The sequence below is a fragment of the Flavobacterium sp. GW823-FHT06G12 genome, assembly GCF_058794775.1.
In genome coordinates, this window is record NZ_JBXAHE010000001.1 from 1,019,144 (window position 1) to 1,043,744 (window position 24,601).

The window sequence follows — 24,601 nt, forward strand, 5'->3', positions numbered from 1 at the left end:
AGATGTATAAATAAGTAGATAACGCTTTTTCAGGTACTTGTAAATTTAATTAAAAAATGTAAGTAATTGAAATAAAATAAATTAAGATTTGGCTATTTGATTAAATATAGAAACCAGTTTTTCTAGAGCATCTTTGGCATGAAGTTTTTCACCGTTTTTCAAAGTATTTTCTAAAGCCTCTGCAGCTCTTTCGAGCATTCGTTTTTCAAAATGAGAAATCGCCGTTTTTAAATCAGAAAACTGATTATTAGTTAAGAAATCAGCCAATTCAACAGCATCGAGCATGGCTAAATTAGCGCCTTTTCCTGCAAAAGGAGGCATTCTATGCGCTGCATCGCCTATAATAGTTACATTTTCTTGCGTTTCCCAAGACTGATTCTGGGAAAAATAATACTGCGGACGAGGTATAAAATACAATTCTTCACTCATAAAAAGTTCATGCCAATCAGAACTCCAATCTTGATAAATTTCTTTAAACCATTCAAAAATCTTCTGATTGTCTTTAAAATCTAGATCATTTTCTGAAATCCAATTTTCAAGAATTTTACTGCTGAGCAGAAACATTAAAGAACCGTCTCCTTTTGTTCCGTACATAATGGTTTGTTCGTTTCCTAAAGCCAGAACCTTTCCACCTTTTGAAAACTCAAAAAGATTAGGAGCATTTTTCTTGGCATTATAAATTGTTCCTTCAATCATTGTAATTCCAGAATAAATAGGTTTAAGTGCGCTTACATAGGGACGAATTTTAGAATTTGCTCCATCTGCACCAATTACCAAATCGGCATAAGTACTTATACCATTTTTAAAGAACAGTCTCCAGCCATTATTTTCTTTTTCCATAGAAAGAAATTGACTATCCCAAACCATAGTTTCAGTTCTAAGCGAATGCAATAAAATGGCTCGAAGCTCTGAGCGGTCTATTTCTGGACGAGGTTTTGAAATATCCTGAAGCGAATCCTTGCTGGGGTTTATAATTTCTTCAGTAGAAGTTTTAGTAATAGAATGCTCGTCAAACTTCAATTCTAAATTTTGATTCACAATGCGGGCTTTACTGGCATTTGGACGAATATTTTTATAAAATTCATCTAATAAACCTCCTTTTTCCATAGCTATTAAACCTGAATCGTCATGCAGATCTAATGGAGAACCTTGTACGCGAACTTTTGAGTTGAGGTCTCTTTCGTATACTTTTACATTTATATTCTGTAGTTGTAAAAGACGGGCCAAGAGTAATCCGCTCATACCGCCGCCAACAATGGCAACGTGTTTATTTTCTAGTAACATAGTTTTGTATTTAAAAATCTATGTTGCAAAATTATTGTGATGAAAGAGCAGATAATAGTATAAATCGGTCGTTTTTGTTTTGAAACAATTCTTTTGGAAGCGAACCCGAAATTTTCTTGATCTCTTTAATAAAATGCGTCTGATCGGAAAAATTCTCTTCTGGAAAAAGTTTACCTTTTGCAATATGTTCCAATGAAGCCCGAAAACGAAGTATGGAACAATATCCTTTTAATGAAATTCCAAAATACTGATTGAAATACCTATTAATCTGACGGCTGCTCCAATTAGATTGTTCCGATAATTCTTTTACAGTCATTGCACCATGAGTTTCATAAATAAGACCGAATAGTTTTTGCTTTCGAGTATCGACTTCCTTTATTAATAAGGAGTCGATTTTTGAAGCAGCTTTTTCGCAGAACAATTCAAAATTTTCCAAATCATGCTCTTCAAAATCCCAAAAGCCAGATTCGAGTATTTTTCCTGAATTTAAAAGAGATGCAATACTTTCGTGAAAAACATATTCAGCAGCAAGAAGTTTAAAGCTAATAACAAACGTTAAGCTTTTAGCTGGAATTATTCCTTTTTCATACTGTTGCGTTCCTAAACCCAGAAGCCTGATTTGAAAAGGATTTTCAGCTGTTTTTATAAACGATAAATCAATTCGTCCGTCTGGAAGACCAATTGTTTCCAGTTTTTCATCCGATTTATTTTCCATACACCAAAAACTATCCACAAAATCTGAAAGGTTTTTGTTGGGTTTGATGTATTGATAGGATAAATCGTGATGCATTTTATCAAATTTTAAAGTGAAATTAAACAAAATGTACTTTATTTCTATTAAAAGTATCGCTCATAGAAAGCTTATAAGAGACTTTGTAATTCGATAAAAAGTGTGATAAAAAACTTAACATTGGGTAAGTTGTTGTTTTTTAGTATATTAGATGTCGTTTTTTCTTGCAATGAAAAACTTAACATTGGCGAATGTCTTTTTCAGTCTATCTTTGTTTATTATTTTTTGATGTTAATTTAATGATTTAATAACATTAAAAATTAGTTTAATTCAAAATAAATTTAATCAATTTCTTAAAATTAACAGAATAATGGCAAAAGAAATACTTGTTGATGAAATCAATCAGGAGGCAGAAGCTGTTTCGGTTATTTCAAATGACGAAATCGAGCAAAAAGAGACTCCAGTTCTAGAATCTGCTGAAACTCCAGAAGTAAAACCAAAACCTAAAAGAGCTCCAAAAAAAGTAGCAGAAAAAGAGGATAATACGGTAGAGGAAGCAGTGCAAGAATCAACACAAATAGAAGAAATTTCATCTGAGGCTGAAGAAGAAACATCTGAAGAAAACGAAAATCAGCCAAAATCTAAAAAGAGTAAAAAAATGAAAGAAAAAGAAAAGGAAAAAGAGAAAAAAGAGAAAAAGAAAAAAGCTGTTGCTAAGAAAAAAGAAAAAGCAAAAGACAAAAAGAAAGAGAAAGCTAAAAAAGCAAAACTAAAAGCTAAAGCTAAAAAGAAAGCAAAAGCGAAAAAAGCTAAGGATAAAGCAAAAGCAAAAAAAATCGCTAAAAACAAAGCGAAAAGATCTAAAGCTAAAAAGAATAAGAAGAAATAATAATTGTGAATTGTGAATGGTTAATTGTAAATTTTTCCAAAGCAATTACAGCAATAAAATTATAAAGCCACAGATTACAGGATTAGCACTGATTTAAAATCATTTTAATCTTGTAATCTGTGGCTTTTTTATTCAAAAGTTTTTTCATCTCACATTTCACATCTCACCATCATTCAGTTTTTGCTTTTTTTTCTGCATGGCAAGTTTATCTATTTTCTGAAGAAATTCGGGGTCAAATTCGGAGTAAGCTCTTAATCGGTATTTTTCGTCTCTAATTTTCATTACCAAACGAATTTTCTGCACCATCAACCAAATAGGTTCATATCTTTTGTGTCCTAGTAAATATTGAATTTTAAGTATTGACATTCTTCTATGCGAAAGAGTCATTAATTCAATGCAGATCATCCAATACCGAATTGGAAGATTAGAATTTTCCATTACAGTTCCAGATCGAAGACTTGTACGGCTTCCGCATTTACGACATTGAAATTTTAAATCATTCTGTCTGAAAGAGTGTTCATCATGCCCACATTTTCTGCATAAAAGCCCATTCTCCAAACGTTTGTTTTTGAGCTCTTCAATACAGGTTGCCTCATCAGAATATTTTTCAAAATAAGCGCGTAATTCCATTTATACAATTCCTCATTTGTTTTTCGAAATATAGAATATTTTGAAGAAACGAAGGACAAACTGCAATAAAAAATAAAAAGGAATACTTCAAGCATGAAATATTCCTTTTTATCGTGGGGGGCAAATGGTGTTATAATTTAGCTACAATTTCTTTTTTGTATTTATTAAGGATAGATTTTGTCATACCTAAATTAGCTTTTGTAGAATCTACCGCTAGGTAAATAAAATATTCCTGATTATCAGAAACATCAATAATGTGAATTTGAGAACTTAATGTAATCATGATATTGTCAATAACCTGACCATTTAAATTCAATGCTTTAATAGCGCTCATTTTTGCTTTAACTACTTCAAGGTTGTAAGCCGATGCCAATTCTGGATCAAAATCTGCAACTGCAGACTGTGAATAGTATGACATACCGCTAGCGATTTCAGCAACAGATACTGCGATGAAACCTGGGACGTTTTTTTTTAGGTCTTCCCCAAATTGCGTTAAGAAATCAGACATAGTTCTTAGAATTTAATTAGAATGAATTGTTTTGGATATAAGCAAAATTAGCTATACAATATTATTTAATTATCCGTAATGCGTACCTATTTTTTGCAAATAATAAAAAAATAACACAGCTTTGATAAATTCAAGTTTTCATTTTGTTTATTCGAATCTTGTTTGAATTTGAAAATGAAATATTTAAAACAAAAATGCTTCTGAAAAAGCACTATTATGGTGCCATTTCAAAAGCATTTTTTAAGCAAAAATTAATTTTTTATTTAATTTCTGTGATAAAATCTTCTTGCGGAGTTCTAACTTTTTTCATGTTTACCAACCAGTCATTTTCATGATCTCTATATCCTAGAGGTAAAACCAAAACGCTTTTTAGACCAAGTTCATTTAATCCTAAAAGTTTATCTACTTCAGCAGGAATAAAACCTTCCATTGGAGTTGCATCTACTTCTTGTTCAGCAGCTGCAGCAATCGCTACACCAAACGAAATGTATGCTTGTTTTGCAGCGTGGTTAGCATGCCATTCTTGACCAAGAGGCTCGTACATTCCCCAAAGTCTTTGTTTGTACTCATCCATTGCATTAGCAGGAATTCCTCTTTCTGCAATTGTTCTATCAAATACAGCAGAGATTCTGTCTAAGCTGTAACCATCCCAAGCAGCCCAAACCAAAACGTGAGAAGCATCTGTAACTTGGCTTTGGTCAAAACTTACCGCTCTAATTTTGTCTTTTAAATCTTTGTTTGTGATAACAAAAATCTTGTAAGGTTGCAATCCAGAAGAAGAAGGTGCAAGTTTTGCTGCTTCAAGAATATAATCTACTTTTTCTTGCGGAACTGCTTGTCCGTTCATTTTTTTTGTAGCATAACGCCACTTTAGTGCATCTATTAAGGCCATTTTTCTTTATAAATTAAAAATTGTATTCAAATGTAAACACTTTAAGTGTATTTTTGTCATCCAATTACCAAAAGTAACTGTAACATCGAGGTAACTTAACAATACAACATGCTGAAAGAACCAGAACACGATCAGAAAAAATGCGCACAGCATATTATGGCAGTGCATGATGCAATGTATATTTTAAACGGAAGATGGAAAATCTCTATCATTGCATCACTTTGCTTTAATAGGCTAAGATTTACCGATTTATTAAAGGAGGTTGAAGGAATTTCTGGAAAAATGTTAAGCCGAGAATTGAAAAATCTAGAAGAAAACCAGTTAGTTACAAGAACTGTTTTAAATACGCAACCTATAACTGTTGAATATGAGTTGACAGAATATGGGCATACATTAAAAGAAGTAATCGATTCTCTTGCAAAATGGGGACACAATCACAGAAAAAAGATTACAGGCAAAGAATAATCTAGCTTTTAAGTTCTGAAATTCTCTGAAAAAAACCTTGCGTTGCTAACTTTTGCTCTGCTTCTTCAATAGCTTTCAAAAGATTGTTCTGATTATCTGCAATTTCGTTTAAAGCATTTTTCATTATTGTCCAAACCGGCTGCATTTTTAATACCAGCTCTTTTCCTTTGGCAGTAAGAACAATCAATCTTTTGCGTTCGTCCAATTTGTCTTTTTTAGAACTAATAATTTTTTGCTTTTCTAATTCCTTCAATAAACTTATAGTTGACGGATGGCTATAACCAATTTCACTCGCAATTTCGACAACACTCAGCATTTCTTTGATATGGAGCGTGTAAATTACAGGAAACCATATCGGTTCAAAATCAATGTCGAAAGATTTATAGACTAATGCACCGTCTTTGCGAAGTTGTTCGCTCAGACGTTGCAACCGCGTTGATATGGCTAATATTCCAATTTCGTCAATTATATTCATTTCTATTGATTTAGTTTTAAATGACAAAATACATTGTCGGGCCTCATTAACGGAAAATCTGTTGGGAGCGTTTCTTTTGGTATCGTTACAAAATTATTTTTTTCATAAAAACGTAAAGCAGCTTGTAACAGTGTAACCGTTCCTAAATATAAGTCTTTAATTCCTTTTTCTTTGCTATAGGCAATTAGTTGTTCTAATAATTGCTGGGCGATTTGAAATTCTTTTCCTCGGTATTCTTTTTTTACGAACATTTTTCTGATGGCTCCAGCTTCAGAATTGAATTTTACCAAAGCGATTGTGCCTACTAATTTTTCTTCTATAAAAGCGCCAAGAAAAATTCCGCCTGGTTTATAATAGAAGTTCTCAATATCCAATAAATCTGGCTGATCTTCTAGAGTAACAGGAACATTAAATTCTTTTTGCTGAATGTTTAAAATCAAATCTACGATTTCATTTTCGTACTTATTTTGTATAGGCTGGATTTGCATTTGTCTTGTAAATTAAATATAGGTACAAAACTACGTAGTTAACTACATATATACAACAAAAAAACTGCTGAGATCAGCAGTTTTAAATGTTTTTTATGATTTCAAACGATTTCTGTTAGAAAGATTTTACTCTTTAACCAAGACAATAACAGCTTTGTATCCCGTTCCAACATTCCATTCGCTTGACGAAATAACCTGACCTTTATCGTCATAAACTTTAAATTCAGCTGTATTTGGAGAGGCAAAACCTTCGTTTAATGCTTCAATATCAATTTTGTTGATTCCTTTTACCAAGTTTATTTTTACGCTTTTAAAGTCGCCAGTTAAAAATACTTCGGGTTCGATTACTTTGTCGTTTAAATATACTTTTACTTTATCGCCGTCTACAAAAGCTGCATCACGATACATAATGGTTGATGTAACCGCTGTAGTATTGAAATTGCCTAAAAATTGATTTCTTCTATAAAAAATGCCTTCAACATTAGCCTCTGGTTTGTATAGATTTTGATCTTTAAACAATTCGTCTGGATTAACTTGTAACGGCGCAGGTTTCTCAATAGGAGCAGGCGGGTTTTCTTTTGGCGCTGCTTCTTTAGGAGGAACAACTTCTTTTTTTGTGGCGTCTTTTGCTGGAATAGGCTTGAATTTATTATCGATTTCCTGTGCAAAACTGTGCAGTGAAAAAGAAATAAAGGCAATTATAAAAAATATTTTTTTCATCTTTTGTATATATTAATCTTGAAGGGTTGATGTAAAGATTAGATGCATCATAATCTTTTATATAAACATTTTATAGAACTAATTATTGCCCAATAAGATGTAATTTTTCTAAAAATTAACTTTATATTTTATAAAAACAGGTTTCGGCTGAAGCAGTTTTTAAATGCAATTTTAGGTTTTTAAAATTTTGATTATCAATGTTGTATCTTTATGTTTTAATCAAATGTAATAAGATATGATTAAGTTAAGTTTATCCTTTCTTTTTTTTGTAGTTAGTGTTTTTTCTCAAGAAAATAAAACAGACTCAGATGTTAGAAAACAAATTGAAGATTATAATGTTGTTTTTGCGGCTGCCTTATTTGAAAACAATAAGGACATGATGCTAAAATTCTATACAGATCAATCTGTATTAATGCCAGAACATAGTAGGCAAAGAGTTGGAAAGAAGATGATTGCGGCGTTTTATGAACAATGGTTAGATCAGGCAAAAGTCAATTCTTTTCAAAAGACTATTTTAGAATTGCAGGATTTTGGAAATTATATTCTAGAAATAGGAAATTTTACTGAAAACCTGCACTTAAAAGACTTAAAACCGTACGCTTATTTAGGAAAATATATGGTTTTATGGAAAAAAACGTCTAAAAATAAAATGACTATCGCAGCAGAAATTTGGGGTGCTAATAGCTATTTTGATGATAGATTTATTCCTGAAATTGATAACTCAGCGGTTCCTTTAACAAAAGAGTACACTTCGTCAGACAAATTGATTAATGAAGTAATAGAAAGAAACGGTTCTATTAAAAATTTGGTTCAGAATAGACTGGGAGCAGAGCATGCTAAAATGTTCACACCAGATGCGATGTATTTAACGTACTATACGCCAATTCTTTCTGGAGAAAAAGATATTACAGCTTATTTTACAGAGCATGAAAAACCTGGAACTTTAAAAATTGAACAAATCTCCATTCAGACTTCGGGAGTTATTGTCACAAAAAAGGCCATTGTAGAATTCGGATTTTATAATGTAGATTGGCGTGACGGAACCAATCATGGAAACGTTAAAGGAAAAAGTATAAACGTCTGGAAAAGAAACGAAAAAGGAACGTTAATGCTTTTTAGACAAATGGTAAATCATGATTAAAAACTAAAAAACCGACTTCTAACTTGCAGACGCCATAGTTGAGTTATATCTTTGCGACTGATTTTGGTCTGTTTTTTCAATTCAGAAAAAGCAGTTAAAAGGGAATCAGGTGTAAATCCTGAACAGACCCGCTACTGTAAGTTCTATATAAGTCTTTAAACATTACTAATGCCATTGTCCCGCTTTGCGGGGTGAGAAGGCCGTTTAAAGATAGAATAAGTCAGGAGACCTGCCACGATCACATAGTTTAAAACTTTCGTGGTATGAAGTTGATGACAAGATAATGACCTGCTATTTAGGATAGTTGGCCTATTTCTATGTTTTTGTAATTACTGCATCACGCAAAGTTTATTTAATAAAATCGTGATGTATAATTTGAAGAAAACTTTATTTTCTGTTTTTGTAGTACTTGTTCCTTTTTTGCTTCATTCTCAAGCGGTGACTGATAGTTCGCGGGTTTTAAAAGAAGTTGTTTTAAAAGGAAAACCATATCAGGAAGTAATTCCTGTACAAAGCCTTTCGGGTGTTCTGCTCGAAAATCTCGCGACTCATAATGTTGCAGATGCTCTTCGTTATTTTGCCGGAACTCAAATTAAAGATTATGGAGGAGTCGGCGGACTTAAAACCGTTGATGTTCGAAACATGGGCACGCATCATGTTGGTGTTTTTTATGACGGAATTCAGCTTGGAAATGCTCAAAATGGTGTAACCGATTTAGGAAAGTATTCGCTTGACGACATGGAATCGTTGACGATGTATAATGGCCAGAAAAGTGAAATTTTTCAATCGGCTAAAGATTTTGCTTCTGCTTCTGCCATTTATTTACGAACCAAACGCCCATCTTTTTCGGGCAATAAGAAAACAAATCTATTGGTTCGTTACAAAACAATGTCTATAAATTATCACGATCCTTCTTTTAGATGGGAACAAAAGCTGAGCGATAAAGTCAGTATGAGTGTAAGCTCTGAATACATTAAGTCGAATGGACAATATAAATTTAGATACAAAAGAAAAAATCAAGACGGAAGCACTGCCTACGATACTACAGCAACGCGATGGAATAGCGATATTGAAGCTTTTAGGTTTGAATCTGGGCTTTTTGGGAAACTAAATAAAGGAGCTTGGGACGCGAAAGTGTATTATTACGATTCTGAAAGAGGCGCTCCAGGAGCTATTGTAGAAAATAAGTTTCGAGATGGTTTTCGTCAATTTGACAAGAATTTTTTCTCTCAGGCTTCCTTGGTTAAAGACGTTTCTGAAAAATATAAGTTTCAGCTAAAAGGAAAATTTGCTTACGATTACACGCATTATATTGCTAGAGACACAACCAATGTTTTAGGAGAAACCGTAACCGAAGGCGCACAATCTGATGATAGTTATTATCAGCAAGAAGCTTATTTTTCGGCTGTTAATATGTACAGCATTTTACCAACTTGGGATGTTTCGCTGTCGACCGATTTTCAATACAATAAATTAAATGCAACTAGAAGAGGTATTCAGACACAGTTTTCTTTTCCGCAGCGTTATACCGCTTTAGTTTCTCTTGCCACTTCGTATCGATATGAAGGTTTTAAAGTTTTAGGAAATGTACTCGCAACCCGCGTCATCGAAGAAGTAAAATACAATGCCAAAGCACCAAACAAAACCGAATTTACTCCTGCTATATTTTTAGGCTACACACCATTTAAGAAATATGATTTCAATTTAAGAGCTTTTGCAAAACGAATATTCAGAATGCCAACATTCAATGATTTGTATTATACAATGGTTGGTTCAAGCACTTTGAGGCCAGAATATATGAATCAGTATGATGTTGGCTTTACGTATAATTTCCCCGTAAGGGAAGGCTTTTTCGATACATTTTCTTTTCAGGCAGATGCTTATTACACCAATACAAAAGATAAAATTATTGCGGCTCCAACAGGAAATTTATTTCGTTGGATGATGACCAATATTGGGCAAGTTAAAGGAAAAGGAATCGAAACGGTCTTAAATATGTCGACTCATATTGATAAAGTAAATCTCACCGCAAACCTGACTTATACGTATTCTCAAAGTCAGGATTTTACAAAGTTTGTTGGCTTAGAAATGTCTTCTTATGGCGACCAGATTCCGTACACGCCTTGGCACAGCGGATCTGGAATTTTGAATGCGGGCTATAAATCTTGGAACTTCAACTATAGCTTTATTTATGTCGGAAAACGCTATAACGGAAATGTCAATAATATTAAAGTAAATGAAGTTCAACCTTGGTACACGCACGATTTGGCCGTTCAGAAATCTTTCGCATTCAGAAATTACAAATTGAATGGAGCAATTGAAATGAATAATGCATTCAATCAGCAATATGAAGTGATTTACAATTACCCAATGCCAGGAAGAACATTCAAATTTATAATCAGTTTTGAGTTATGAAAAAGAGCATTTTAAAAATAGTATTTGGTTTAAGCATCGCCGTTTCTTTGATTTCCTGTCGAGAAGACGAAACGATATTTCTTTCTTCAGATGTTAGTGTTGCTGCACCAAGAAGTGATGGAAACATTGAAGGCTTTTATCTTCTAAACGAAGGTAATATGGGAATGAACCGAGCGAGTTTGGATGTCTTTAATTACAGAACAGGAAACTATACTACAGATGTTTATTCAGAACGAAATCCGTCAGTTGTAAAAGAATTGGGAGATGTTGGAAACGATATTAAAATCTATGGAAATAAGGTTTATGCGGTCATCAATTGTTCTAACAAAGTTGAAGTTTTAGAAAAATGGACGGCAAAACGAATAAAAAAAATAGATATTCCAAATTGCCGTTATGTAGCTTTTTACAAAGACAAAGCTTATGTGAGTTCGTATTCTGGACCTGTAGCCATAAATCCGAATGCAGAAATTGGTTTTGTTGCCGAGATTGATACGACTTCGCTAGAAATAAAAAGAAAAGTAACCGTTGGCTATCAGCCAGAGCAAATGGTGGTTCATAATGGAAAGTTGTATGTTGCCAATTCTGGCGGTTACAGAGTTCCAAATTATGATAGAACGGTTTCTGTAATTGATTTGGAAACGTTTACAGAAATTAAAAAAATAGATGTTGGAATAAATTTATACAGCATGCAAATTGACAGCCGCGGTGATATTTATGTGAGCTCACGAGGCGATTACTACAACACGCCATCTAATCTTTTTGTAATTGATACACAGACAGACGAAAAGAAAATGCAGCTAGATATTCCTGTTTCTGGAACTTGTCTGGTTGATGATTTGTTGTATTACTACAGCGTTTCTTGGAGCTATTTAACAGGAACAAACAAAGTGAGTTACGGAATTTTAGATACTAAAACTAAAAAAGTAATTACAGACCAGATTATTACCGACGGAACGGATAAAAAGATCATGATTCCGTATGGGCTTCAAGTAAATCCAGAAACCAAAGAAATCTACATTACCGATGCTCAAAATTATGTAGTAACCGGTTATATCTACTGTTTTACACCCGATGGAAAATTAAAATGGAAAACTACTGCAGGAAATATTCCCGCTCACATTGCTTTTATAACTAAAAAATAAATATAAAAAAATGAACAGAAACCTTTTTAAAATCGCTCTATTTTCAATTCTCTTTTTGGGATTTGTGGCCTGCGATAAAGACGACCGAGAGGAAGATTTGCTTCCCGCCGAAGTCCTCAAAGAATCCTATACAATTGATCGTTTTAAAGTGTTAAATATTGCAACAGCGCTACCAAGCGGAGCAAAACTGACTTGGAGTATTAAAGATTCGATTATTTCAGAAAACACAGATTTGGATTTTATTAGTCCGTTCCAGAAAAATTATCCGCTGACTTTAAAAGTAGAAATTAGTGGAGAAGTAAAAGTCTATAGTTCTTCTATTAATGTGGTAAAAGAAACGGGAACGTATAGCAAATATATTTTTAATGTCCTTGATTTTCGTCCCGCAGTTGGTCAGTTCACAAACGGAATTCCAGAATACACAGAAGGAAATACTCAAGCCAATATGATTGTAGCTGCGAAAAAAGCAATTGTAGGTTCGAATACTTCATTGGTTTCACTGGGAGGTTTTGGTGGTTATGTAGTTTTTGGTTTCGATCATACAATTCCGAATATGGATGGTCGTGATTTCAAGATTTTAGGAAATGCTTTTTGGGGAAATGAAGCCAACGAAGCACGTTCGGGATCTTGCGAACCTGGAATTATTATGGTCGCTTATGACAAAAATAAAAATGGAAAACCAGATGATGATGAATGGTACGAAATTGCAGGAAGCGAGTACTTTAAAAATACGACAATAAAAAATTACGAGATCACTTATTTTAAGCCAGATGCTGCTAAATCGCCAGTTACTGGAACTGAGTTTTGGCAATTTGATACAGAATACATTAAATGGCAGGACAATGAAGGAAAATCTGGATATAAAGTTCAAAATGTATTTCACGATCAAAGTTATTATCCGCTTTGGATTGCAGATGCTTCTTATACTTTAAAAGGAACTAAAATAGCAGACAATTTCTATGATCAGAGTGGCGAAGGCTCGTATTGGGTTGGCAAATCGTTTGAATTTGGATATGCAGATAATGCACCAAATAATGACGAAGCATCTAATATTGATATTTCTTGGGCGGTAGATAAAAACGGAAAATATGTCAAACTTCCAGGAATTGATTTTGTAAAAGTCTACACAGCAATTAATCAGGAAGCTGGCTGGCTTGGAGAAGTTTCTACAGAAGTTTCGGGAGCTTACGACTTACATCTTAACTAACACAATATTTTAAAACCAATAAATTATGAAGAAAAACTACTTTATAATAATCTTGTTATTTTTTGCATTTCTAACCAATGCGCAAATAACAGTACAAGGCGTTCCTAGAAATGATGCGAAATTAAAAACAGTTGCGCAAAAAAAAATAACAGCAAAAAGCGCCAATGCCACCACTTTTGACGATATCCAATTTTGGGTAGGAACAGGTGCTAATCAAGCGGCATTTGTTGTGCAATGGAACGATGGCAAGACTTCTGACGCTTTGGTTTGGGGTTTTAAATGGGATGGAACTGCAACTGGAGAAGACATGATTAAAGCTATTGCAAAGGTAGATCCCCGTTTCTTTACATTGCTTTATCAAGGAACACAATTCGGATCTGCAATTGCAGGATTTGGCTTCGATTTGAATGGAACGGGAACAAATGGACTTTATAAGGATGGAAATAAAACTTATCCTTTGTATCCTTTTGACGGTATAGTAAATACTTCAGAATATGATTTTGATTCTTATACAGGCATCGATCCCGATGATCATTGGCAGTCAGGATGGTATACAGGATATTGGTCGTATTGGGTTAAAGATTCCACAGAAAGTGATTATGGCTATTCTGGTGTAGGAGCTTCTACTCGTGAATTGCAAAACGGTTCTTGGGATGTTTGGAATTTTAATCCCAATATGGAAATGTTTGATATTGCTGCAACTTTTACTCCAGTTACTCCTTATTCTAAAACAATAGATTTTACCAAAGGCTATTTTATGGTAAATGAAGATTGGTATGGACACACAAACGGATCTGTAAATTTTATTGATAATAACGGAAATATTAATTATCGCGTTTACAGCGAAGCGAATGATAACAATACTTTTGGAGCGACTACACAATATGGAACTATTTACGGAGATAAGTTTTATTTTGTTTCTAAACAGGCCCAAGATTCAGGAGATACACAATATAAGCCTGGCGGAAGGTTGGTTGTTGCGGATGCTTTAACGATGAAAAAAATTGCAGCATTTGACGATATTGGAGGAGGAGATGGACGCTCTTTTATTGGTGTTGATGAGAAAACAGGTTACATCGGTGCTTCTAATGGTATTTTTCTTTTTGATATTGTGAATATGAAGGTAGGGGATTTGGTCAATGGAACTGGCGGAGGAAGTCAGTATGCTGGACAAATAGGAAACATGATTCGTACTTCTCAATATGTTTTTGCTGTAAAACAAAATGCCGGAATTTTTGTAATCGATCCTAAAACCAATACTATAATAAAGACCATTTCTGGAGTATTCCATTCAGTTACACAAGCTAAAGACGGAAGTGTTTGGGGAATTCAAAATCAGAAATTGATAAGTATTGATCCGCTGACTTTTGATACGACTGAATATGCCATTCCTACGACTAAATATTTAGGTTCTTGGGGAGCTTGGAATGCAGGAAGTTTTACTTATAGCAATAAAGAAAATGCGTTGTATTGGAATAATAATGTAAGCAGTTTTGTTGCAGGAGCTCAAATTGTAAGATTTGATATTGACACCAAAACATTCAATGAAAATTTTGCGACACTTCCTGGGCAAACAGGAACTTACAAGCAAATTGTGTATGGTGCTGGATTACGCATTGATCCAGTTTCGGGCAACTTAATTGTAAATACAACAGAGAGCGGATTTGGAGCACATTATCAGAAAAACTGGATTCACACTTTTGATAATACTGGAAAATTAATCGACACAAAAGTTTTGAACGACTATTATTGGTTTCCATCTATGGCTGTATTTCCTGATAATGCAGAGCCAGTTGTAAATTCGATTTTACCTTCAAAACTTTCAACGGTTAGTACAACTCTTATCGATTTAAAAACGGTGGTTTCAGACGAAGACAACTTATCGGTAGCGATTGTAAAAGCGATAAAATCTAATAGTGATGAAAATATTGTTTCGGCAGAAATTAGTGCTAATGAAGAATTGATATTAACTCCAAAGGAAAAAGGAACTTCGACGATTGTGATTAGTTTTAATTCTAACGGAAAAGTAATTGAAAAATCGATTTTGGTTGATACATCGACTTTAGGAAGAGACGAATTTACGAAAGTGCAATTGTCTATTTATCCAAATCCAGTTGCAGATTATCTAAATATCAGTACAGAAGATGAAATCGTAGATACTGTTGTTTATGATGTAACAGGAAGAACTATCAATGCCAGATTAAACAATAATCAAATCGATGTAAGTAATTTTGCCAAAGGTTTTTACATCGTTAATATTGTAACTGATAAAGCCAATTATACTCATAAATTCATTAAAAAATAAGTTTTAAAATATTTAAAGAAAACCTCTTTGCGTAGTTGTAAAGAGGTTTTTTCAATTAAAAAGATGAGTATATTTACTTTTAAAATCTTTTATTATGAAAGCATTGGTAATTGGCGCAACAGGCGCAACGGGAAAAGAATTGGTCAAACTGCTTTTGGAAAGTGCTGATTATTCAGAAGTTTCAATTTTTGTGAGACGTTCAACAAGAAAATCACATTCAAAGTTGACAGAACATGTAGTTGATTTTTCAGATGTAAATTCGTTTCAGGAATTAATTACGGGAGATGTTCTTTTTTCATGTTTGGGAACAACTTTAAAAGACGCAGGATCAAAAGAAAAACAATGGAAAATCGATTATGATATTCCAGCCGATTTCGCTTCTGCTGCACGAAAAAATGAAGTACAATCTTTGGTTTTGGTTTCTTCGTATGGAGCTTCAGCTAAAAGCAGTGTATTTTATTCGATGATGAAAGGAAAGTTAGAAGATCATCTTCAAGAGCTAAATTTTTCACAATATATTATTTTTAGACCAGGACCTCTTATTCGCGAAAATACAGATCGTTTGGGAGAAAAAATTTCAATAAAAGTGATAAAATTCTTCAACGCCATCGGATTTTTCAAAAACCTAAAACCAATCACTACAGCATTTCTAGCTCAAAAATTAATAAAAGCACCAAAAACGCTTCCGTCAGGAAATACAACTCTTGAATTGGATAGGATTCTTGAGTTATGAATTATGAGTTATGAGTTATGAGATTACAGATGCTTTCCAACTTATAATTCATAACTCATAACTCATAATTTAAAAAAAAACTATTTTTTATCTTCAGAAAGAATTAAAGTAGAAGGTATGTTAGCCAGCCAAGGGCTTTTATTCTCTACCAAATGTTTCCATCCATCAATAGAAATTAGCATAAGATCTTGGTGTTCTAGAAAATCTTTTTCAATAGATTGTTCTTTTCTCAAAGTTATTTGGTTTGGAGCCGCTTGTTCTATCATCCTAATTTTTTCTTTTGTGTCCAGATCAGCCATAATTTTGCCTTCAATATCCAGAATTTCAATTCTCGCATTGATATTCTGAATGAATTTCTGAACATAGTTCTGAATAGAATCCCAATCTTTTAAGTTAAATAGCGGAATGAAAATCGTATTGATATCAGTTAAATCCTTGTCAATTAAAACGCCAACAGGAATATGCGATTTTGCGATAATTTGTCTTGTTCCATCGTCAAAAGGTGCAGATTCTAAAATGTTTTCCTTTCCAGTTACGGTATTTAATATCTTTTCAGGATTAATAATTCGGGTTGTAAATCCAAGCACTCGTCCTAGTAAACTTCCTTGGTAAATAGATTGTCCAATTCCAACCAATAATAAATCATGTTTGCTTTTATTAGCAACATTTACAATTTCATTGTCTATATCAGAAGAGGCTTTAAACATAGTTGTAATATTTCTGTTTAAAGCAACAGACTCTTCTACAATGTCTTTAAATTTTTCATCTTCATAAATATCAGTGTTGTAATGATGTAATTCTTCGGTAGGAAGAAAGTGCATTGCCGTAATTTCAGAACTTTCAGCTCTTTTGTTAGTTAATCCATCAGCCACTTTAAGTAACGCTCTTCCAGATTCTGGTCTGTCAAAAGACAATAAAATTCGGTACTTATTTTTTAGCGCAATATCTTCTTCTTTTTCTTCTTTACTAGATTTAAAAAGCCAATTGATTAAATCTAATGTCGGCCCTGTCATAAATGTTGTGGCAAGCGCCATAATTACAAACATAGAAAACAATTCTGGGCTTAAAACTCCTAGATCGTAACCAATATTTAAGGCAACCAATTCTGTTAGACCTCTTGTATTCATTAGAGCTCCAATAGATAAACTATCTTTCCAGCTTTGACCCACAAATTTGGCAGCAAGCATACTGCTAACAAATTTACCCACAACGGCTACTGCAAAAATTAATCCCGCAATTTTCCATAAATAAGGCTCATTCAACAAACCAATTTGGGTTCTTAAACCTGTAAAAACAAAGAATAGAGGCAATAAAAGTACAAGCGCAACGTCTTCAACTTTCTCAATAAAGAGATTTCTAAATCTAATGTTTTCAGGCATAATAGCACCTGCAATGAAAGCTCCAAACAAAGCGTGGATTCCTATAACTTCTGTTAAATAAGAAGAAACCACCAGCGTCAAAAAGAAAATGGCTACAATTGGTTTGCTTAATTTTTCGTTTGTAGCGTATAGATCTCCAATTCGTTTAAGGAACGGACGAACTACTTTTATCATTAAAAAAACATAACCTAAAGCTAAAACAACTGTATATAAAGCGCTTCCAAAAGAACCTGCTTTTACAATCGCAATTACAACTGCTAGAATACACCATGCTGTAATATCATCGGCTGCTGCACAAGTAATTACAATTGTCCCTAATTTTGTTTTATGTATGCCACGTTCTTGCACAATTCTGGCAAGCACCGGAAAAGCAGTGATACTCATCGCGATTCCGGCAAACAAACCAAAAGATGTAAATTGTACATCTGCAGGGGCAAACTCGTCATATATAAAATACGCTAGACCCATTCCTAAAACAAAAGGAATAATAATACTTGCGTGGCTTATAACTACAGCATCATGGGCTTTGTTTCTAAGAATCTTCATATCGATCTCCATTCCTACAATATACATGAAAAGGATTAAGCCAATTTGACTTAAGAATTGAAGATTTCCAAGTGATTCTGCTGGAAATAAAGCCGCAGAAAATTCAGGAAAATACATTCCGATTAAAGAAGGTCCCATTACAATTCCGGCAATCATTTCTCCAATAACGGCTGGCTGTTTTATTTTAATGCAAATCCATCCAAAAATACGGGCAACAAAGATAATCGTAACGATTTGTGCTAGTAAAAGTGCTAACGGATGGTGTAAATTTTTTATAAGAGAATCAAGAAATTCGCTCCATTGGGTTTTATCTGAGGTTGGAATTTTAAGATTTCGGCCCGTTTCTAGTTTTACTCCCAATAAAATAATCCAATACATTAAAAGAGAAAATCCTCCGATAACTCCAACGTAAAAAATACTGTTTCTTAAGTTTTTCATTTACTTTAATTTTTTGCTCTTCGCAATGACTTGATTTTCTTGTAAAAAAGATAGAAAAATGGCTTTTTTGAAGAGATTAGTTGATAAAATCAGGGCAATTTTATAACAAAATTAGCATCTGCCCAATAGTCGCAATTCAATTTTGTAATGACCTAGAAAAAATTTGTAATGAAATGAAAAAAGGAAGATTTGACGGATAAAAATTTAGGCATCTCGAACAATTTTTCACAAGAAAGTCGAGATAAGGCAGGGGTTTTAGTCTAAATTATTTTATCTTTATGCCTTTACCTCTATGAAAAAATGAATAAAGATTATCCAATTCCAGATAACGAACTACAACGTTTAGCTGCCCTAAAACGTTATAATATACTCGACACGCTCCCAGATGATGCTTTTGACGATGCTACAAAGCTTGTTGCTTACATTTGCGGTGTGCCAATTGCCCATATTTCTTTTATTGATGAAAATAGGCAATGGTTTAAATCTGAAATTGGAATAGGAGTTTCAGAAGTCCCTCGTGAAATCACTTTTTGCAATTACACTATTTTAGACACAAAAATTCTAGAAATTAATGACACCCATGTTAATGAAACATTCAAAGACGACCCAAATGTAACAGGCGGATTTAATGTTCGTTTTTATGCTGGTGTGCCACTTACCACGCCAGATGGCTATAATATTGGAACTTTGTGCGCAGTTGATCATGTTGTTAAGGAATTAAATGAAAATCAGCGCAACGCACTTTCTATCGTAGCAAAACACGTAATGGCGCAGTTGGAATTAGGTACAAAAAATCATCAATTATACACGCAGAGAAAAATTGCAGAACGTGCAGTTTTGGCAAGAGATAGTTTTTTGGCCAATATGAGTCATGAAATCAGAACGCCTTTAAACGCGATTATTGGTTTTACAGATTTGCTTGCGCAGACCGAACTCGATGATACACAGCGCGATTATATTGGAAGTGTACAGATTGCAGGCGAAAATCTGCTTCTAATTGTAAATGATATTCTAGATCTTTCAAAAATTGAATCTGGAAATTTACCTATAGAATCTGAGCCTTTTAATTTGAAGAAAACGCTTAAACATGTTTATAGTTTACTGAAAGTTAAAGTGCAAAAAGACGTTGAGTTTAATCTTTTTCTTGATGCCGAATTGCCAGATTTGGTTGTTGGCGATCAAGGCAGATTAAATCAGATCTTGGTAAACCTTATCGGCAATGCGCTTAAGTTTACAAATGAAGGAGAAGTAACCGTTTCGGTAAAGAAAATAGAAGAAACGGAAGACGGTTATTCGTTTAAGTTTTCTATAAAAGATACTGGAATCGGAATCCCAAAAGATAAACTCGAAACAATTTTTGAACGTTTCACACAAGGCGAAGAAAGTACAACAAGAACATTTGGCGGTACTGGACTCGGACTGAATATTGTAAAACAATTAGTAGAACTTCAAAAAGGAGAAGTTCACGTAAAAAGTACGCTAAATCGCGGTTCTGAATTTTTCTTTACCCTTTCGTACAAAAAATCAAACTTTGAAGAAACAACGGTAAAAACGGTTTCTAAAAATGATTTAGGAAATCTTAAAATATTGCTTTGCGAAGACAATGTTCTAAACCAAAAGCTTGCAAAAAGCGTAATTAATAATTTTGGTTTCGATTTGGATATTGCGCAAAACGGTGAAGAAGGCATCGAACTTTTGTCTCAAAATGAATATGATCTGGTTTTAATGGATTTGCAAATGCCTGTAAAAGATGGCTACCAAACCACAGAATATATCAGGAATGAAATGAATTCAAGCATACCAATTATTGCCATGACAGCACATTCTTTGGTAGGAGAGCAGGAGCGATGCTACAAAGTGGGAATGAATGCTTATGTGCCAAAACCATTTAAACAGTCTATACTTTTAAAAGCCATAAAAACGGTAATGACACCAGATAGCGATGCACATCATAAAAGAATTATCGATATGTCTTTTTTGGATGAAATGTCTGGAGGCGATGCCGAATTTAGGAAAGATATGATAGATCTTTTTATTGAAAAGATTCCAAGTCAGTCGGCACAGTTAGAAGAAGCCTTTAAAAATTCCGATTACGACAGCGTAAAAAAATTGGCGCATAATATGAAATCAAGCATGGATATTTTTATGTTGCAAGATTTAAGTAATTGTTTGTCGATTATCGAAGAAGAAGCGTCATCTGGCGAATTTACAGCAGAAACATTAGATAAAGTAAATATTTTTCACTGCGGAATTGAAGAAGTCGTTAAAATTTTAAAAGAGCTATGATATAAAGGAAATATACAATAGCTTTACTATATAAGACGTTATAATTTAAATTGTCCCCAAGATAAAAAAAATAAAAAATGAGAATTATTGTAGCCGAAGATAATGATATCCTACGCAAATCGTTATCTTTTTTCTTAGAGTCCAAAGGATTTAGCATTGACCAGTTTTCTGACGGAAAAGAAGCGCTTGAAGCGATCGAAAAAGAAAACTATGATTTAATATTGACTGATATAAACATGCCGGGTGTTAGCGGAATGGAAATTACGCAACACGTGCGAGAAAACCTTAAATCTGATATTCCCGTAATTATATTAACCTCTTCAGGTGTGGAGCAGACAGAGCTTGATTCTTTTGACATTGGAGCAAATGAATTTATTGCAAAGCCTGTAAGTCCAGCTGTACTTTTAGTGAGGATTAATAAATTACTAAAAACCCGAATCTAATGAAGTTTATATATTATTCTATTTTCCTGGTTTTTATTTCTTCTGTTGCATTCGCACAAGAAATCAATATAGATGAGACTTTGGCAAATGTTAAACGCGAAGTCGAAAAAGAAAATTTTGATAAAGCATTATTGCTTATCGAGCCTCTGCGTGCCAAATACCCAGAAAATGAAGATATACAAACGTACACAGGACGCATTTATAGCTGGAAGAAAGATTATAAAACAGCTGTAAAAATTTTGTCTCCAATGACAGACAGAAACAATCCAAATCCAGAAGCTTTGCAAGCTCTTGTAAATGTTTATTTCTGGCAAGAAGAGTATGAAAAATGTATTTCGTATTGCGATAAGTATTTAACGATTGATCCAAAATCGGTAGAGGTATTGAAGATTAAAGCGACTTGTTTAGAAAAACTAAATCGCGATCAGGAAGCATTAGATTTAATAGATAAAGCATCTTACATTGATAATAGTACTCAAGCCTTTAGCGGAATACGCACACTTATTGGACGTAAAGCAAAAAATACAGTTTCGGCTTCTTACCTAAATATTTCGACTTCAGATCCGGGACAGCAGCCATTTCATTATGGATATGTTGAGTATTCGCATAAATTTAGCAAATCGGCAATTGTTGGGAGAGCCAATATCGGGAACATAAGTGGCGACACGCAAATGTTATTTGAAACCGATTTTTATCAGACCTTTTCAAACAAAAGCTATTTGTATGCAAATGCAGGAGTTTCTACAGGAGAAACCATATTTCCTGTAGCCAAAGGAGGTTTAGAATACTATTTTAAGCCACAGAAAAAGTTCGATTTTTCGCTTGGAGGAAGATATATGCATTTTGAGACAGACAATATTACATTGCTTACTGGTCAAGTTGCTTATAATGCAGGGATTTATACTTTTGCTTACAGGCCTTACTACGATATTTCGAACGAATTATTTTCTCATGTTTTAAGCGTTCAGCGTGTAAACGAAGAAAAAGAGCGTCTTGTAAGACTGGAATTGCAATACGGAAATGTTCCGTATTTGTATCTCTACAATAATTTTACACAGCCTCTAAAAGCGTATAGAGTAGGAATTCAATATCAGCACCGTTTTGGCGATTCGTTTTTTGTGCGTCCGATTTTCCTTTACGAATATGAAGAATATACACCAGGAGAATATCGAAATAAGTTTAATGTGCAGTTAATTGTAACGAAACGTTTTTAAGATGAAAGAGATCTGGGATTTATATAAAAGCGGAGGTTGGGAAGTACCTTTTCTCACGTTTTCCATTTACTTGTTTGTAACGGCATCATTTATCTTATATCTTATTATTGTAGCAAGCAGAAACAATAAAATAAAAAAGGAACGACTCACTAAAGAATACAGCACAATAATCGATAAAGTAATGTCGGATATTATTTTTGGCAATATTCCTTTTTCAAAAATTAAAGAAGACAAGAATTTTCTAGTGCTTTTTGACACATCTTTTTTTAGAGAAGTTTTGACAGAATCTCTAATCAATCTGCATAAAAACTATGAAGGTATTTATGCCGAGAAATTGGAACGGTTTTATGAGGATTCTGGATTGATAAAATCTTCGTTTAAAAAGCTCAAAAGCTTAAGGTGGGAAGTAAAATGTAAAGGAATTACCGAATTGGCAGAATTTAATATTAAAGAAGCGTTTGATCAAATTATTATTTGTTCTAAAGCCAGAAATAAAACATTAAAAATTGTTGCCATAAATGCTTGCATAAAACTTGAGGGAACTCAAAGCATCCAGTATTTGGTGCAACATTCTGATCCTATAGACGATTGGATGCAACTGAATATTATAGGCGCTTTTAAAAAACACGATATAGGCGATACAGAAGGAATTGAGCATTTACTTGAATCGCAAAACACAACCGTTATTACACTTGGTTTAAAGCTTATAAAAGAACTGAAATTATCGCAAAAAGTTCCGCAAGTAGCGCAACTGGCTGCCCAAACAACAAATGCTATCATAAAATACGAAGCGCAAAGTATTTTGCAGACACTAACGGCATAATAATATAAGAAAATGACTTTTTTTAATCCTGAAATAACATGGTTTTTGGATGTATATATACTCCTAATACTTGGTTACGCCATACTAATCATGTCGTCTTATTTAATGCTGGCCTATATTTCGACAAAAGAGCTTAGAAATTACCTCAAACGTAACAGCTTTGTTGATTATGATGTGCTGTTAAGTACTGAGTTTGCACCAAAACTTTCGCTTATTGCGCCTGCTTATAATGAAGGTCTTACGATCGAAGAAAATGTAAAATCATTGCTTTCGCTTAATTATAATAATTATCAAGTTATTGTAGTAAATGATGGAAGCAAGGACAATTCGATGGAAATCTTGACTAAAACCTACGATTTGGTTTTGACTAATTTGGATTTTCATCCGCAAATTGAAACAAAAAAAATAAAAGGAATTTACACTTCTAAAAATGCCGCTTTCAAAAAGCTAATTGTCGTAGACAAAGAAAATGGAGGTAAAGCCGATGCATTAAACGTTGGACTTAACATTGCTCAGAATCCATATGTGGTTTGTATTGATGTCGATTGTATTTTGGATAAAGATTCGCTTTTAAAACTGGCAAAACCGTTTTTAGAGGCATACGGAAAACGCATTATTGCAACTGGAGGAGTGGTTCGAATTGCTAATCAATGTGTGATCAAGAACGGACGTTTGGTCGAAGTGAATATTCCAGATGTTATGTTGCCGAGAATTCAGGTTTTAGAATACTTAAGAGCATTTCTTTTAGGAAGAATGGCTTGGGGAAAACTAGACGGCTTATTGCTTATTAGCGGAGCTTTTGGGGCTTTTGATAAAGAAATTGCCATACTTTCTGGCGGTTATAGCACCAAAACGGTTGGAGAAGACATGGAGCTGATTGTGAGAATGCGACGTTATATGCTAGATAATAAATTGCCATACTCAGTAAGTTATATTCCGGACCCGCTTTGTTGGACCGAAGCGCCTGAAGATTTCAATATATTCAAAAAACAACGTTCGCGTTGGATGCGCGGAACTATAGAAACATTGAGTTTTCACAAAAAAATGTTCTTAAATCCAAAATATAAATTATTGGGAATGTTAAGCGTTCCATATTGGACTTTGTTTGAATTTTTAGCTCCTGCAATTGAATTTATCGGACTTGTAATAACAGTCGTGTTTATTGTATTGGGATTATTAAATTGGCATTTTTTCTTCTTATTACTTCTTTTTGTATATTCGTTTGCTGTTTTATTTTCGGTTATTGCTTTATATAGCGAAGAAAAAACCTATCATAAATATCCAAAACAAGCCGATTTTTTAAAGCTTTTAATGGCTGCTTTTATTGAACCTTTTTATTTCCACCCGCTTACTGTTTATGCCGCTTTGATTGGTTACAAAGAAAAAGTTATGGGAACGAAAGGTTGGGGCGAAATGACTAGAAAAGGATTTACTAAGAAATAGTGAAT

21 protein-coding genes, 1 pseudogene and 1 riboswitch are annotated in these 24,601 nt (G+C 33.7%); of the genes and pseudogenes, 13 read left to right on the forward strand and 9 right to left on the reverse strand.

Going from position 1 to position 24,601, the window contains the following annotated elements; translation table 11 throughout:
• Positions 1 to 81: 81 nt before the first annotated feature.
• Positions 82 to 1,284, reverse strand: a complete 1,203-nt coding sequence (locus AC1Q5Z_RS04375) for an FAD-dependent oxidoreductase (RefSeq protein WP_492443895.1) — start codon at positions 1,282 to 1,284, stop codon at positions 82 to 84.
• A gap of 31 nt (positions 1,285 to 1,315) precedes the next feature.
• Positions 1,316 to 2,074 carry a DUF6597 domain-containing transcriptional factor gene (locus AC1Q5Z_RS04380; protein ID WP_492443896.1) on the reverse strand — a complete coding sequence of 253 codons (759 nt, stop codon included), beginning with the start codon at positions 2,072 to 2,074 and terminating at the stop codon, positions 1,316 to 1,318.
• Positions 2,075 to 2,384: 310 nt separating this feature from the next.
• Here AC1Q5Z_RS04380 and AC1Q5Z_RS04385 point away from each other — a divergent pair, with 310 nt between their 5' ends.
• Positions 2,385 to 2,903, forward strand: a complete 519-nt coding sequence (locus AC1Q5Z_RS04385; RefSeq protein WP_198855950.1) for a hypothetical protein — start codon at positions 2,385 to 2,387, stop codon at positions 2,901 to 2,903.
• A 171-nt stretch (positions 2,904 to 3,074) separates the two neighbouring features.
• Here the strand turns inward: AC1Q5Z_RS04385 and AC1Q5Z_RS04390 are convergent.
• From AC1Q5Z_RS04390 to AC1Q5Z_RS04400, 3 genes and pseudogenes are all read right to left on the reverse strand, one after another.
• Positions 3,075 to 3,533 (reverse strand): annotated as a pseudogene (locus AC1Q5Z_RS04390) (transposase); the annotation flags it as partial.
• A gap of 130 nt (positions 3,534 to 3,663) precedes the next feature.
• Positions 3,664 to 4,041: a hypothetical protein gene (locus AC1Q5Z_RS04395; protein WP_198855948.1), complete on the reverse strand. Its 378-nt coding sequence runs from the start codon at positions 4,039 to 4,041 to the stop codon at positions 3,664 to 3,666.
• Positions 4,042 to 4,300: 259 nt separating this feature from the next.
• Positions 4,301 to 4,933, reverse strand: coding sequence for a nitroreductase family protein (locus AC1Q5Z_RS04400; RefSeq protein WP_198855947.1), 633 nt, complete (start codon positions 4,931 to 4,933; stop codon positions 4,301 to 4,303).
• Positions 4,934 to 5,041: 108 nt separating this feature from the next.
• Here AC1Q5Z_RS04400 and AC1Q5Z_RS04405 point away from each other — a divergent pair, with 108 nt between their 5' ends.
• Positions 5,042 to 5,398, forward strand: coding sequence for a winged helix-turn-helix transcriptional regulator (locus tag AC1Q5Z_RS04405; protein WP_198855946.1), 357 nt, complete (start codon positions 5,042 to 5,044; stop codon positions 5,396 to 5,398).
• A gap of 1 nt (position 5,399) precedes the next feature.
• On the opposite strand, the gene AC1Q5Z_RS04410 is transcribed toward AC1Q5Z_RS04405, so the two are convergent.
• From AC1Q5Z_RS04410 to AC1Q5Z_RS04420, 3 genes are all read right to left on the reverse strand, one after another.
• Positions 5,400 to 5,873, reverse strand: a complete 474-nt coding sequence (locus AC1Q5Z_RS04410) for a MarR family winged helix-turn-helix transcriptional regulator (protein WP_492443897.1) — start codon at positions 5,871 to 5,873, stop codon at positions 5,400 to 5,402.
• 2 nt (positions 5,874 to 5,875) lie between these two features.
• Complete coding sequence (locus AC1Q5Z_RS04415; protein ID WP_198855944.1) at positions 5,876 to 6,361, reverse strand: GNAT family N-acetyltransferase; 486 nt, start codon at positions 6,359 to 6,361, stop codon at positions 5,876 to 5,878.
• Positions 6,362 to 6,487: 126 nt separating this feature from the next.
• Positions 6,488 to 7,081, reverse strand: a complete 594-nt coding sequence (locus AC1Q5Z_RS04420; protein ID WP_198855943.1) for a hypothetical protein — start codon at positions 7,079 to 7,081, stop codon at positions 6,488 to 6,490.
• A 235-nt stretch (positions 7,082 to 7,316) separates the two neighbouring features.
• Between AC1Q5Z_RS04420 and AC1Q5Z_RS04425 the strand changes: the two genes are divergently transcribed.
• From AC1Q5Z_RS04425 to AC1Q5Z_RS04450, 6 genes are all read left to right on the forward strand, one after another.
• Positions 7,317 to 8,222: a YybH family protein gene (locus tag AC1Q5Z_RS04425; RefSeq protein ID WP_492443898.1), complete on the forward strand. Its 906-nt coding sequence runs from the start codon at positions 7,317 to 7,319 to the stop codon at positions 8,220 to 8,222.
• A gap of 47 nt (positions 8,223 to 8,269) precedes the next feature.
• Positions 8,270 to 8,473, forward strand: a riboswitch (cobalamin riboswitch).
• 115 nt (positions 8,474 to 8,588) lie between these two features.
• Positions 8,589 to 10,637, forward strand: coding sequence for a TonB-dependent receptor (locus AC1Q5Z_RS04430; RefSeq protein ID WP_492443899.1), 2,049 nt, complete (start codon positions 8,589 to 8,591; stop codon positions 10,635 to 10,637).
• A complete protein-coding gene (locus tag AC1Q5Z_RS04435; protein WP_198855940.1) occupies positions 10,634 to 11,779 on the forward strand; it encodes a beta-propeller fold lactonase family protein in 1,146 nt (381 codons plus the stop codon). The genes AC1Q5Z_RS04430 and AC1Q5Z_RS04435 overlap by 4 nt, the downstream gene beginning before the upstream one ends.
• A 10-nt stretch (positions 11,780 to 11,789) precedes the next feature.
• A complete protein-coding gene (locus AC1Q5Z_RS04440) occupies positions 11,790 to 12,986 on the forward strand; it encodes a cell surface protein (RefSeq protein WP_492443900.1) in 1,197 nt (398 codons plus the stop codon).
• A gap of 25 nt (positions 12,987 to 13,011) precedes the next feature.
• Positions 13,012 to 15,291 carry a T9SS type A sorting domain-containing protein gene (locus AC1Q5Z_RS04445; RefSeq protein WP_492443901.1) on the forward strand — a complete coding sequence of 760 codons (2,280 nt, stop codon included), beginning with the start codon at positions 13,012 to 13,014 and terminating at the stop codon, positions 15,289 to 15,291.
• 94 nt (positions 15,292 to 15,385) lie between these two features.
• Positions 15,386 to 16,024, forward strand: coding sequence for an NAD(P)H-binding protein (locus tag AC1Q5Z_RS04450; RefSeq protein WP_492443902.1), 639 nt, complete (start codon positions 15,386 to 15,388; stop codon positions 16,022 to 16,024).
• A gap of 80 nt (positions 16,025 to 16,104) precedes the next feature.
• Here the strand turns inward: AC1Q5Z_RS04450 and AC1Q5Z_RS04455 are convergent, their stop codons facing one another.
• Entirely contained in the window at positions 16,105 to 18,387 is a 2,283-nt protein-coding gene (locus AC1Q5Z_RS04455) for a cation:proton antiporter domain-containing protein (protein WP_492443903.1), read from the reverse strand.
• Positions 18,388 to 18,687: 300 nt separating this feature from the next.
• Between AC1Q5Z_RS04455 and AC1Q5Z_RS04460 the strand changes: the two genes are divergently transcribed.
• From AC1Q5Z_RS04460 to AC1Q5Z_RS04480, 5 genes are all read left to right on the forward strand, one after another.
• Positions 18,688 to 20,673 carry a GAF domain-containing hybrid sensor histidine kinase/response regulator gene (locus AC1Q5Z_RS04460; RefSeq protein WP_492443904.1) on the forward strand — a complete coding sequence of 662 codons (1,986 nt, stop codon included), beginning with the start codon at positions 18,688 to 18,690 and terminating at the stop codon, positions 20,671 to 20,673.
• Positions 20,674 to 20,750: 77 nt separating this feature from the next.
• The gene (locus AC1Q5Z_RS04465) at positions 20,751 to 21,116 is read left to right on the forward strand and encodes a response regulator transcription factor (RefSeq protein WP_111423610.1); all 366 of its coding nucleotides are present in this window, start codon (positions 20,751 to 20,753) and stop codon (positions 21,114 to 21,116) included.
• The gene (locus AC1Q5Z_RS04470) at positions 21,116 to 22,330 is read left to right on the forward strand and encodes a YaiO family outer membrane beta-barrel protein (RefSeq protein ID WP_492443905.1); all 1,215 of its coding nucleotides are present in this window, start codon (positions 21,116 to 21,118) and stop codon (positions 22,328 to 22,330) included. Before AC1Q5Z_RS04465 ends, AC1Q5Z_RS04470 begins: the two co-directional genes overlap by 1 nt.
• A gap of 1 nt (position 22,331) precedes the next feature.
• Entirely contained in the window at positions 22,332 to 23,153 is an 822-nt protein-coding gene (locus AC1Q5Z_RS04475) for a hypothetical protein (protein ID WP_343585922.1), read from the forward strand.
• Positions 23,154 to 23,165: 12 nt separating this feature from the next.
• Positions 23,166 to 24,596 (forward strand): glycosyltransferase family 2 protein, encoded by a 1,431-nt coding sequence (locus AC1Q5Z_RS04480; RefSeq protein WP_198855929.1) that lies wholly within the window; start codon positions 23,166 to 23,168, stop codon positions 24,594 to 24,596.
• Positions 24,597 to 24,601 lie beyond the last annotated feature (5 nt).

Excerpts from the sequence above, each read along its gene's own strand:
- AC1Q5Z_RS04375 (WP_492443895.1), bottom strand. The coding sequence starts at position 1,284 with ATGTTACTAGAAAATAAACACGTTGCCATTGTTGGCGGCGGTATGAGC.
- AC1Q5Z_RS04380 (WP_492443896.1), bottom strand. The coding sequence starts at position 2,074 with ATGCATCACGATTTATCCTATCAATACATCAAACCCAACAAAAACCTT.
- AC1Q5Z_RS04385 (WP_198855950.1), top strand. The coding sequence starts at position 2,385 with ATGGCAAAAGAAATACTTGTTGATGAAATCAATCAGGAGGCAGAAGCT.
- AC1Q5Z_RS04395 (WP_198855948.1), bottom strand. The coding sequence starts at position 4,041 with ATGTCTGATTTCTTAACGCAATTTGGGGAAGACCTAAAAAAAAACGTC.
- AC1Q5Z_RS04400 (WP_198855947.1), bottom strand. The coding sequence starts at position 4,933 with ATGGCCTTAATAGATGCACTAAAGTGGCGTTATGCTACAAAAAAAATG.
- AC1Q5Z_RS04405 (WP_198855946.1), top strand. The coding sequence starts at position 5,042 with ATGCTGAAAGAACCAGAACACGATCAGAAAAAATGCGCACAGCATATT.
- AC1Q5Z_RS04410 (WP_492443897.1), bottom strand. The coding sequence starts at position 5,873 with ATGAATATAATTGACGAAATTGGAATATTAGCCATATCAACGCGGTTG.
- AC1Q5Z_RS04415 (WP_198855944.1), bottom strand. The coding sequence starts at position 6,361 with ATGCAAATCCAGCCTATACAAAATAAGTACGAAAATGAAATCGTAGAT.
- AC1Q5Z_RS04420 (WP_198855943.1), bottom strand. The coding sequence starts at position 7,081 with ATGAAAAAAATATTTTTTATAATTGCCTTTATTTCTTTTTCACTGCAC.
- AC1Q5Z_RS04425 (WP_492443898.1), top strand. The coding sequence starts at position 7,317 with ATGATTAAGTTAAGTTTATCCTTTCTTTTTTTTGTAGTTAGTGTTTTT.
- AC1Q5Z_RS04430 (WP_492443899.1), top strand. The coding sequence starts at position 8,589 with ATGTATAATTTGAAGAAAACTTTATTTTCTGTTTTTGTAGTACTTGTT.
- AC1Q5Z_RS04435 (WP_198855940.1), top strand. The coding sequence starts at position 10,634 with ATGAAAAAGAGCATTTTAAAAATAGTATTTGGTTTAAGCATCGCCGTT.
- AC1Q5Z_RS04440 (WP_492443900.1), top strand. The coding sequence starts at position 11,790 with ATGAACAGAAACCTTTTTAAAATCGCTCTATTTTCAATTCTCTTTTTG.
- AC1Q5Z_RS04445 (WP_492443901.1), top strand. The coding sequence starts at position 13,012 with ATGAAGAAAAACTACTTTATAATAATCTTGTTATTTTTTGCATTTCTA.
- AC1Q5Z_RS04450 (WP_492443902.1), top strand. The coding sequence starts at position 15,386 with ATGAAAGCATTGGTAATTGGCGCAACAGGCGCAACGGGAAAAGAATTG.
- AC1Q5Z_RS04455 (WP_492443903.1), bottom strand. The coding sequence starts at position 18,387 with ATGAAAAACTTAAGAAACAGTATTTTTTACGTTGGAGTTATCGGAGGA.
- AC1Q5Z_RS04460 (WP_492443904.1), top strand. The coding sequence starts at position 18,688 with ATGAATAAAGATTATCCAATTCCAGATAACGAACTACAACGTTTAGCT.
- AC1Q5Z_RS04465 (WP_111423610.1), top strand. The coding sequence starts at position 20,751 with ATGAGAATTATTGTAGCCGAAGATAATGATATCCTACGCAAATCGTTA.
- AC1Q5Z_RS04470 (WP_492443905.1), top strand. The coding sequence starts at position 21,116 with ATGAAGTTTATATATTATTCTATTTTCCTGGTTTTTATTTCTTCTGTT.
- AC1Q5Z_RS04475 (WP_343585922.1), top strand. The coding sequence starts at position 22,332 with ATGAAAGAGATCTGGGATTTATATAAAAGCGGAGGTTGGGAAGTACCT.
- AC1Q5Z_RS04480 (WP_198855929.1), top strand. The coding sequence starts at position 23,166 with ATGACTTTTTTTAATCCTGAAATAACATGGTTTTTGGATGTATATATA.